Source organism: Photobacterium sanguinicancri (assembly GCF_002265265.1).
In the GTDB taxonomy this organism is placed as follows: domain Bacteria; phylum Pseudomonadota; class Gammaproteobacteria; order Enterobacterales; family Vibrionaceae; genus Photobacterium; species Photobacterium sanguinicancri.
Genome location: NZ_NOIF01000183.1, coordinates 1 through 10,229, shown reverse-complemented (window position 1 = coordinate 10,229; position 10,229 = coordinate 1). Strand labels below are relative to the sequence as shown.

The window sequence follows — 10,229 nt, the reverse complement described above, 5'->3', positions numbered from 1 at the left end:
GATTTATTTCGGTCATTCAAAAAATGATATAAATCAGGGTTTATCCTGCCGTGCTCTGCCACTATGCCAGCTCATATTGTTGTAAAGACAGTCTCTATGTCGTTAAAGGAGAACGCGATGACTCAGAGTTTTTCGCTGAATACGTACCTTGAACAATTAGCACAATTGGTCAATATAGATTGTGGTAGTCACACCCCTGAGGGGATTGCGAAAGTAGCAGATGTGCTTACCCCTATGTTTGAAGCTATTGGTTTTACCGTTACTCGTCATCAACCCCACCCAGAGTCTGGGCCATGTTTGGCTATTACCAATAAACCCGACGCAGAGCATTATGATGTGATGCTAAGTGGCCATATGGACACGGTATTTCCAGTCGGTACTGTTGCTGAGCGCCCGATGACTTTTGATCAAGAAAAAGTCTATGGCCCCGGCGCGACAGATATGAAGTCAGGCATTCTGAGCGCACTTTATGCATTACAAGCGCTAACTGACGATGAACGTTCCCGCCTTGCAATTGTAGTTGTCTTAAACTGCGATGAAGAAATTGGTTCTATCTATTCGCGTGAGTGGCTTGAAGGTTTTGCACGTAAGAGCCGCCAAGTGCTTGTTTGTGAGGCATCGCGCCCGACAGGTAACTTGATCCGTTCGCGTAAGGGTAATGCTAAGTACGAAATTGAATTCCACGGTGTCGCTTCCCATGCTGGTTCTGCATTGGCTGAAGGCGTGAATGCAATTTATGAACTTAGCCATTGGTCATTAGCGATTAAAGGCATGGTTAACCTTGAAACGGGCACCACGATGAATGTGGGTGTCATTGAAGGTGGTATGGCTGTCAATGTCGTGCCAGATTACGCAAAAGCGACGGTTGACCTGCGTTTCTGGAACACTGATGAAGCAGAGGCGATCCACGAGAAGCTATTGGCCATGGCTGAAACGCCGTTTGAAGCTGGAGCGAGTGTGACGGTTAATCGCGTTACCTTTAAACCATCTATGCAGCCTTCAGATGACACAGAAACCCTGATCAAGCTTGTAAGTGAAGAAGCAGAGAAACTGAACATTGTTTATGGGTGGGAAGATGCGGGCGGTGGTTCTGATGGTAACTTCACCGCAGCGCTTGGCACGCCAACACTTGATGGTTTTGGCCCTATGGGCGCAGGTTTTCACAGTGATAAAGAATACCTATTGATTGATTCAATTGCACCGCGTATTACGCTATTGGCGAATACATTACGCCGTTTGTAGATTTACTCAACCAGATTTACTCACCTACAGCTAAAAGCCAAAACTGAAAAGTTTTGGCTTTTTTATTGTTTGCAGCTTGACCTTAGACTTAGCTCCAAGGTTTATATTTATTGCCAGAACAGTCATTCATACCGTCAGCATTGTTTATTACGGTATGAAAGCATTAAGGAGATGCGCTATGTGTGCTCAATGCAACAGTAAAAAAACTCATATTCACACAACGAAAGCAACGGCGGGTAATGCAACCACAGTGAAAGTTGAAAGTGCCGCCGTAACGGGTTGTTGTGCGACAACAACGGACAGCTTTGCAAGTTGTTGCGGTTCTTCTGATTCAACTGATGGCGATGATGGTGGCGATGTAGCCTCCTCAGGCTCCATAACTTCTCTATCTTCGGCAGGTAAATCGATGGCTAAATTTAAAGTGTTCACCGCAGTTGAACATGCGGACTCGTCCTCAGCGTTAAATGCACATTCTCGTTCAACAGAACAACATAGCCATACGACTGAATTGTCACAGAATCATAAGACAGAAACGCAACAAAACAGTGACGCCTCTGGTTGCTGTAGTGCTGGGCAATGTTCAGCGAATGAAAGTGTGCTGAATGATGAAAGCTTTGAGGCTGGAACCGCTAAGGAGTCAGGGCACACTCAGCGTTGGAATATTTTAGGGATGGATTGCCCAAGCTGTGCCGCTAAACTTGAAAAAGCGGTTACAAGTCTTGCTGGTGTCGAGCAAGCCAAAGTGATGTTTGCCACTGAAAAGCTAGTGGTAAGCAGCGCGTCTCCAATGGCGGATAAAATTGAAGCCAAAGCCAAAGAAGTCGGTTTTCGCTTAGTCGGTTCTAAATCCTCGGGCAAAGAGGATCAGCCTAGTTTTATTCAGCAACATTTCCCTGTGATTGCGATTGCATTAATGATGGCCGCTTCATTTGCGATCGATAGTCAGTCTGAATTTTATGGCTTGATTGCTTTTTCTATTACCACAATGTTGGGATTAATCCCGATCCTGAAAAAGGCGATTAGCTTAGCGAAAACAGGTTCTCCATTCTCTATCGAAACCTTGATGTCTATTGCGGCACTCGGTGCGCTTTATTTGGGCGAAACCGCTGAAGCTGCAATGGTGTTATTACTCTTCTTATTAGGTGAACAGCTTGAAGGCTATGCTGCTTCTCGTGCCCGAAGCGGTGTGAAAGCGCTAATGGATCTTGTGCCTGAAGAAGCGACGATTGTAAAACCTAACGGTGAGCGTTCGAAAGTTGCAGTGGATAGCCTAAAGAAAGGTGATGTAATTGAAGTAGCGCCAGGTGCACGTTTACCTGCTGATGGTATTGTGCTGGATATAGCGGCCAGTTTTGATGAAAGTGCATTAACGGGTGAGTCTGTTCCTGTCGAGCGCCTACCGGGTGATAAAGTCATGGCGGGTTCATTGGTTGCAGATAAGGTTGTTCAAATAACCATTGAATCAGAACAAGGTGACAATGCTATCGATCGTATTCTTCATTTGATTGAAGATGCAGAATCTCGTAAAGCACCGTTAGAGCGTTTTCTTGATAAGTTTAGCCGTTGGTATACACCAGCAATGATAATACTTGCGGCCTTGGTGATTGTTATTCCACCTATGTTATTTGGTCAGTCATGGGATGAGTGGTTATATAAAGGCTTAACCTTACTGCTTATTGCTTGTCCGTGTGCTCTGGTTATTTCAACGCCTGCTGCTATAACTTCGGGCTTAGCCGCTGCAGCTAAACGAGGTGCATTAATCAAGGGTGGTGCAGCGCTTGAACAGCTTGGACATATTAAAACGGTCGCGTTTGATAAAACCGGTACATTAACCGAAGGTAAGCCAGTGATGACAGATTTGGTGAGCTGGGAAGGTGATGAAACAAGATTATTACGCCAAGCTGCAGCTATCGAAGCTGGCTCGCTTCATCCACTCGCAATGGCGGTAATCAAAGCCGCTGAGCAAAAGGGCATTGCTATTCCTGAAGCGAAACACCGTGAAGCATTGGTGGGCAAGGGGATTCAAGGTGAGGTTGATGGTGAGATGCTTTTGCTGTGCGCAGCCGATCGCTTACCTGAATCAGTGCTACTGACCGTAGAGCAGCAGCAAACCGTTGATAATCTAGAAAACCAAGGTAAAACGCTGGTCGTTGCGATGAGAGGTAGCCTTCCTGTTGGTGTTATCGCATGGCGTGATAATTTGCGCGATGATGCTGCTAAAGCAATTATTGCTCTTAAAGAAATCGGTGTTGGTGCAGTCATGTTAACGGGTGATAACCGTCGTGCAGCAAGTGCCATTGCTGCTGATATTGGTATCGACTTCCGTGCTGGCTTGTTACCTGCAGATAAAGTGTCTGCGGTACGTGAGATGAACGACATACATAATGTTGCCATGGTGGGTGATGGCATTAATGATGCACCAGCAATGAAAACGGCTTCTATTGGTATTGCGATGGGCGGTGGTACCGACGTGGCGTTAGAAACTGCAGATGCAGCGTTAACACATAACCGCGTATCTGAACTGCCGAACATGATCATGCTTTCACGTGCAACCTTAGCGAATATTCGCCAAAATATCGTGTTAGCCTTAGGGTTGAAAGGTGTTTTCTTGGTAACGACCTTGCTGGGTATGACAGGTTTATGGGTGGCTGTTTTAGCGGACAGTGGCGCGACAGCACTCGTGACATTAAATGCTTTAAGGTTACTTCGTTTTAATCCGGATAAATAAACCCACTAACAATCGATATTTGTTGGTTAAATTATCAGCGTTATTGGCGATTGATTGACTAAAATAAACCGCAGATTACAGAAATGTAACTGCGGTTTTTTTGTGATCTTTGCCATCCGCAAACGATTTTAGGTGATCTTCGTCACTTTATTGTGAGAAATGAAAACGAAGCGATTTCACTTAACGTGACTGTTATCACTAAAAAGTGTGATTTGATGGGCTATCGTAAGAACATGCTTTTGAGAGTGAAACTCGCTGAGTATGACTCTTAACGTACCCTATGATTAAAGTGCTCTGGTTACCTTACCTAGAGCGCAATAACGATGAAAAAGGATATCAATATGTCTGACAATAATGTTTTCCATTTAGGTGTTAACAAAGCGGATCTTAACGGTGCTGAATTAGCGATCATTCCTGGTGATCCTGCTCGCGTAGAAAAGATTGCAAACCTAATGGATAACCCTGAGTTTCTAGCAAGCTCTCGTGAGTACACTGTATTTCGCGCGAAACTTGATGGCAAATCAGTCGTAGTTTGTTCGACAGGTATTGGTGGTCCATCTACATCGATTGCTGTTGAAGAGCTAGCGCAACTTGGTGTGCGTACTTTCTTACGTGTTGGTACAACAGGCGCTATCCAGCCACACATCAACCCTGGTGACATGATTGTTACGACTGGTTCAGTTCGTCTTGATGGTGCTAGCCTTCACTTTGCACCTATGGAATTCCCAGCAGTTGCAGACTTTAATGTTGCAACAGCAATGAAAGCCGCATGTGATGCAGACAATGCAACAGTACACACTGGTGTTACAGCTTCTAGCGACACCTTCTACCCAGGCCAAGAGCGCTACGATACATTCACAGGCCGTGTTGTTCGTCGTTTCCAAGGCTCTATGGATGAGTGGCAGCAAATGGGCGTGCTTAACTTTGAAATGGAATCTGCAACATTATTAACTATGTGTGCAAGTTCTGGTTTACGTGCTGGTTGTGTTGCGGGTGTTATCATCAACCGTACGCAAAAAGAGATTCCAGATCACGCAACATTGAAAGCGACAGAGACTCGCTCAATCAAAGTTGTTGTTGATGCTGCACGTCGCATGCTTGCTGAATAATATCTGCAAAATGTAGTTTTAGTTTCTACATGTTTAAAACCACCTTCGGGTGGTTTTTTTATGGCTGGGATTCGGCAGTAGATACAGTATTGACTGAATGAGTGGCAAGATGTTGGTATTTCTAGATACGTTAGAGAGCACAGTGTAAAGGTGCATATTTATCTATAAAATTACGTTTTTTACACTTGGTAACATTTGCTAGTGGCCGTTAATTGCTCTTTATATTTACTTAAATCAAAAAAGTTGAATGTTTTTCTCTTTTTGCCGCATTTTTCAACGTTTATTGGATTGATCTTGCCGTGATCATCCATTAGAATTCGCCGCGCATTACAGATGCACACATTTTTTAATATTTATTACTTTTTTTGAACTACTCCTGTAGGGGAACTCAATGTCTACAAAACTAGCTAACCCAGCGCCTTTAGGTTTGATGGGCTTTGGTATGACTACCATCCTTTTAAACATCCACAACGCGGGTTTCTTCCCTATTGATTCAATGATCCTAGCAATGGGTATCTTCTACGGCGGTCTTGGTCAAGTGCTAGTAGGCATGATGTGTTTCAAACGTGGTGATACGTTTGGTACAACAGCATTCACTTCTTACGGTCTATTTTGGTTAACGCTTGTTGGTATTCTAGTTATGCCAAAAATGGGTCTAGCTGCAAGCCCTGCACCTTTCATGGGGTGGTACCTACTACTATGGGGCATTTTCACTGGCTTCATGTTTATCGGTTCACTATGCTACCCACGTGCTAAGCAATTTGTATTTGGTTCATTAACAGTATTGTTCTTCCTTCTTGCAGCTCGTGATTTCACAGGTAGCGCACTGATCGGCACAATCGCTGGTTTTGAAGGTATTATCTGTGGTGCAAGTGCAATTTACTTTGCAATGGCACAAGTACTAAATAATGAGTACGGCCGCACAATCCTTCCAGTCGGTGAGAAAAAAGCAGTTAAAGCGACACCGCTAAAAGCTGCAGCTTAATCCCACCTGATTGACGAAAAAACCTCGCTTAGGCGAGGTTTTTTTGATCGTCTAGAATAGTAGTGTTTCGGCATCGTTATTCTAGACTATAAGGAAATCAGCATGGCACAGCGATATGCAGCGATTATGGGCGCACTCATAGCAGATGCTGCGAGCATGGGTACCCATTGGATTTATTCCCCCGAGCGAGTGAAATCGCTTTTATCTCTTCCTAATTTTCCTTTTATTGAGCCTAACCCTGAACACTACCAAGGGGTTGATAGCTACTATGCGCACGATAGACTCGTTGCGGGTCAATCGACTATTTACGGTGAATGGTTAGCATTATATGTCCGCTTATTAAGTAACCCTGCAATTAGTACTCATCAGATCCAGCAGCACATTTTAGAATGCTTTGGTCCGGGGGGAGAATTCATTGGTTATGTGGATAGCCCGACTAAAGCGTTAGTCTTATCTCTATCATCGCAAGACCCTGACGATTGGCCTGAAGACTCAGGCAGTGACGATGATCAAAACCCCGCCTTGTGTGCGATCCCTGCTTTAGTCGCCTTAAAATACCCATCAGAAAAGCTGGAACAAGAAATCGACAGGATTGTGGGTATCACTCATCAAGATGATGTGGCTATTAGGTGTGCAAAAGCCTTTGCTTGTGCCTTGAATGAAGCACTTCGTTCTCGTCGTATTGATCCTGTTTTGAATATACTTAAGATTAAATCGCCGGAAGCAATAAAAGAAAAAATCGAGCAGGTGAGGGTACTGAATGATGATGTTAACGACTTAAATCATGTACTCACGATAGTTAATCAAGCCTGCCATTTAGGCGATAGCTTACCGTTGGCGGCATGGGTACTAAAAAACAGTAATAGCTACACAGAAGCGGTGCTTAACAATATTAAAGCTTCAGGTGATAGTTGTGGTCGGGCAATGATGGTAGGGGCAATTGCAGGAGCTTGTTATGGCTTTGGTGATGAGAAAGGAATACCTATCTCATGGCTAACTACGCTACAAAATGGTGAGGCCATCGCGGAAGATATCGAAGCCTTATTAGCGGCGTCTGGCAAGCTTGCGTAGTTGAAGTTGGGGTGGAAGCGTCATACAGGTTGAGGTAATAAAAAAGGCTACCGAATCTTAGATTCTGTAGCCTTTCATTTTTAAAAATCATAGCCTTAGAGGTTATGATTAATAATTAATAGGTGACCTATTAACAGATAACCTTGATTGCTAGACCACCCTGAGATGTCTCACGGTATTTAGCATTCATGTCTTTACCTGTTTCCAGCATAGTCTCGATAACTTTATCAAGAGATACGCGAGGAGCAGATGAGCGACGAAGCGCCATGCGTGTTGCATTAATTGCTTTAACAGCAGCAATACCATTACGCTCGATACAAGGAACTTGTACTTGGCCAGCAACTGGGTCACATGTTAGACCTAGGTTATGTTCCATTGCGATTTCAGCCGCCATACATACTTGCTCTGGGCTACCACCCATAAGCTCAGCAAGGCCTGCTGCTGCCATAGAACAAGCAACACCAACTTCACCCTGACAGCCAACTTCAGCACCAGAGATAGAAGCGTTACGCTTGTACAGACCACCGATAGCGCCAGATGCCGCGAAGTAACGCGTGTAATCTTTAGGGCCAACAGATTGAATGAACTTATCGTAGTAAGCCAATACGGCAGGGATGATGCCACAAGCGCCGTTTGTTGGTGCTGTAACAACACGGCCACCGGCTGCGTTTTCTTCGTTAACAGCGAAAGCGTACATGTTAACCCAGTCAACAACTGTCATAGGGTCATTGCTTAGCTTTTCGTTCGTCATTAGTTGCTGACGAAGTGCTGCTGCACGACGAGGAACACGTAGTGGACCAGGCAGGATACCTTCTTCGTTCATACCGCGTTCCATACATTCACGCATGGTTTTCCAGATATTTGCGAAGTAAGTGCTGATCTCGTCTTCTGCGTTCATTGCGCGTTCGTTCGCCATTACTAGCGAGCTGATAGATAGACCGTGCTCATTACATTGCTCTAAAAGCTCATCGGCTTTAGTGAACATGTAAGGTACTTTAACGGTTGATTCTGATTCTTTGCCGAAGTGTTCTTCATCAACAATGAAACCACCACCGATAGAGTAGTATGTTTTGGTATACGCAACTTCTTCATTAACAAAGGCAGTAATCGACATGCCATTTTCATGAAGAGGAAGGTTAGTAGTGTGGAAGTTCATGCCACCGTCACGAGGGAAGTCGACAGTGTGGCAGTGCATACCTACAGGAAGGCGCTCTGTTTCTTCAACACGAGAAATAAAACCAGGAATGCTATCAATATCAACATGCTCAGGACTGTTGCCAGCTAGACCCATGATGATAGCGATATCTGTGTGGTGACCTTTACCGGTAAGAGAAAGAGAACCATAAACGTCAACGGTAATTTTGGTTACATCACGTAATTTGCCCATTGAGCGCAAGTCATCGATGAACTCTTTGCCTGCTTTCATTGGACCGACAGTGTGTGAACTGGAAGGACCCACACCGATTTTGTAGATATCAAAAACACTGATCATGTTCATTACCTCAGCCTGTTTTAAAGTACTCTGCTTTAAATTCGGACTGTATCGTTTTATTTGTCTCGCCCCTTCCTTGGCGAGATGTAGAAAAACAAAAGAGCAGTAGATGATTCATCCCTGCTCTTTTGAGTACTCTATTTTACGCGATTTCTCTGTGAAGACCATGCGTTGTAGCACATTTTCTTATCGTAAATCTGCGTTAGCAGCAAATAACACTCTAAGAGTGTCATTTAACCTTATAGTGCGCCGTAGATTACAGAAGTAATCGCTGCAACACCACATAGTGCTGTGAAAATACGTACAGGCGCTGAAGTTTTGTACTTAGCCATTGCTGGTACTTTGTACATTGCGATAACAGGCATAAGGAACAAGATACCTGCAATCATCGGTGCACCCATAGTTTCAATCATACCCAAGATGCTTGGGTTAACAATCGCGACAATCCACGTAGTGATAACGATGAAACCTAGAGAGATTTTCTCAGCTTTCTTAACAGATGTTTTCTCTGATTTAACTAGACCAACAAGACCTTCGTGTGCACCAAGGAAGTGACCGAAGTAGCTTGATGTGATTGCAGCGAATGCAACTAGTGGACCTAGAAGAGAAATCAATGGTGATTCATGAACGTTAGCTAGGTAAGAAAGAACACTGATGTTCTCTGCTTGTGCCATTGCTAGTTGTTCAGGAGACATTGAAAGTACTACAGAGAATACGAAGAACATTACAAAGCCCATTAGCATCATCGCTGCACCACCAGTGATCATGTCAGTTTTTTGAACTGCATTGTCACCGTATACACGACGTTGTTCTTTAGTGAACTGGCTAATGATTGGGCTGTGGTTAAAAGAGAAAACAATGATTGGGATTGCTAACCAGATAACTGTTGGCATTGAGCTCCAGTCTGGTGCAACTTCAACCATAGAAGTGTTCCAGCCAGGAATCAGGTAAATAGAAAGTGCTAGTAGGATGAATACTAGTGGGTAAACCATTGCTGATGTCGCTTTAAGCATTAGTTCTTTACCGAACACAACACCTGCTGTCATCAGAGCGATAAGTACGCCAGACAGTAATGCGCGTGGAATTGATTCCATACCCATTTGGTTTACAAGGAATGAATCAACAGTATTAGTAATACCTACACCGTAGATAAGTACAATTGGGTAAATGGCAAAGAAGTAGGCAAACGTAATAATTTTTGCGCCAGATTTACCGAAATGTTCTTCAACAGTATCAGTGATGTCTGCTTCTGGATTTTTAGAAGACAGAACGAAACGAGCTAGACCTTTGTGAGCAAACCAAGTCATTGGTGCTGCGATCAAAGCCAAAATAACGAGAGGCCAGAAGCCACCAGCGCCTGCTTTGATTGGAAGGAAAAGTACACCGGCACCAACAGCGGTACCAAATAGTGATAGAGCCCAAGTGAAATCTTTGTAGGTCCACTTTGTTTTTGGAGCAGTTGCTGATGCGGAACTTGTAGTAGTTTGCATAGTATAAATCCAATTTTCGGAACGGGAACGTTAGGAACGAGGCGCATTCTGAGGATTTATAAAAGTAAAACTTTGATTAAGATCTCGTTATTGGATGTATATATTTTGCAAT

7 protein-coding genes are annotated in these 10,229 nt (G+C 44.0%); 5 read left to right on the top strand and 2 right to left on the bottom strand.

Annotated elements, in window-relative coordinates:
* Window positions 1-117: 117 nt before the first annotated feature.
* The 5 genes from ASV53_RS20075 to ASV53_RS20055 all read left to right on the top strand — a co-directional run bounded on the left by ASV53_RS20075 (window position 118) and on the right by ASV53_RS20055 (window position 7,135).
* Window positions 118-1,242, top strand: coding sequence for a M20 family metallopeptidase (locus tag ASV53_RS20075; RefSeq protein WP_094958407.1), 1,125 nt, complete (start codon window positions 118-120; stop codon window positions 1,240-1,242).
* A 178-nt stretch (window positions 1,243-1,420) separates the two neighbouring features.
* On the top strand, window positions 1,421-3,970 hold the full coding sequence (locus ASV53_RS20070) for a zinc/cadmium/mercury/lead-transporting ATPase (RefSeq protein WP_094958406.1): 2,550 nt from the start codon (window positions 1,421-1,423) through the stop codon (window positions 3,968-3,970).
* Window positions 3,971-4,311: 341 nt separating this feature from the next.
* Window positions 4,312-5,079: a uridine phosphorylase gene (gene udp / locus ASV53_RS20065; RefSeq protein WP_062688659.1), complete on the top strand. Its 768-nt coding sequence runs from the start codon at window positions 4,312-4,314 to the stop codon at window positions 5,077-5,079.
* Window positions 5,080-5,470: 391 nt separating this feature from the next.
* Entirely contained in the window at window positions 5,471-6,064 is a 594-nt protein-coding gene (locus ASV53_RS20060; protein ID WP_094958405.1) for an acetate uptake transporter, read from the top strand.
* 102 nt (window positions 6,065-6,166) lie between these two features.
* On the top strand, window positions 6,167-7,135 hold the full coding sequence (locus ASV53_RS20055; RefSeq protein ID WP_094958404.1) for an ADP-ribosylglycohydrolase family protein: 969 nt from the start codon (window positions 6,167-6,169) through the stop codon (window positions 7,133-7,135).
* A gap of 130 nt (window positions 7,136-7,265) precedes the next feature.
* On the opposite strand, the gene ASV53_RS20050 is transcribed toward ASV53_RS20055, so the two are convergent.
* Together ASV53_RS20050 and ASV53_RS20045 are read right to left on the bottom strand one after the other, a co-directional pair.
* A complete protein-coding gene (locus ASV53_RS20050) occupies window positions 7,266-8,627 on the bottom strand; it encodes an L-serine ammonia-lyase (protein WP_062688855.1) in 1,362 nt (453 codons plus the stop codon).
* 239 nt (window positions 8,628-8,866) lie between these two features.
* Window positions 8,867-10,117 carry an aromatic amino acid transport family protein gene (locus tag ASV53_RS20045; RefSeq protein ID WP_062688663.1) on the bottom strand — a complete coding sequence of 417 codons (1,251 nt, stop codon included), beginning with the start codon at window positions 10,115-10,117 and terminating at the stop codon, window positions 8,867-8,869.
* Window positions 10,118-10,229 lie beyond the last annotated feature (112 nt).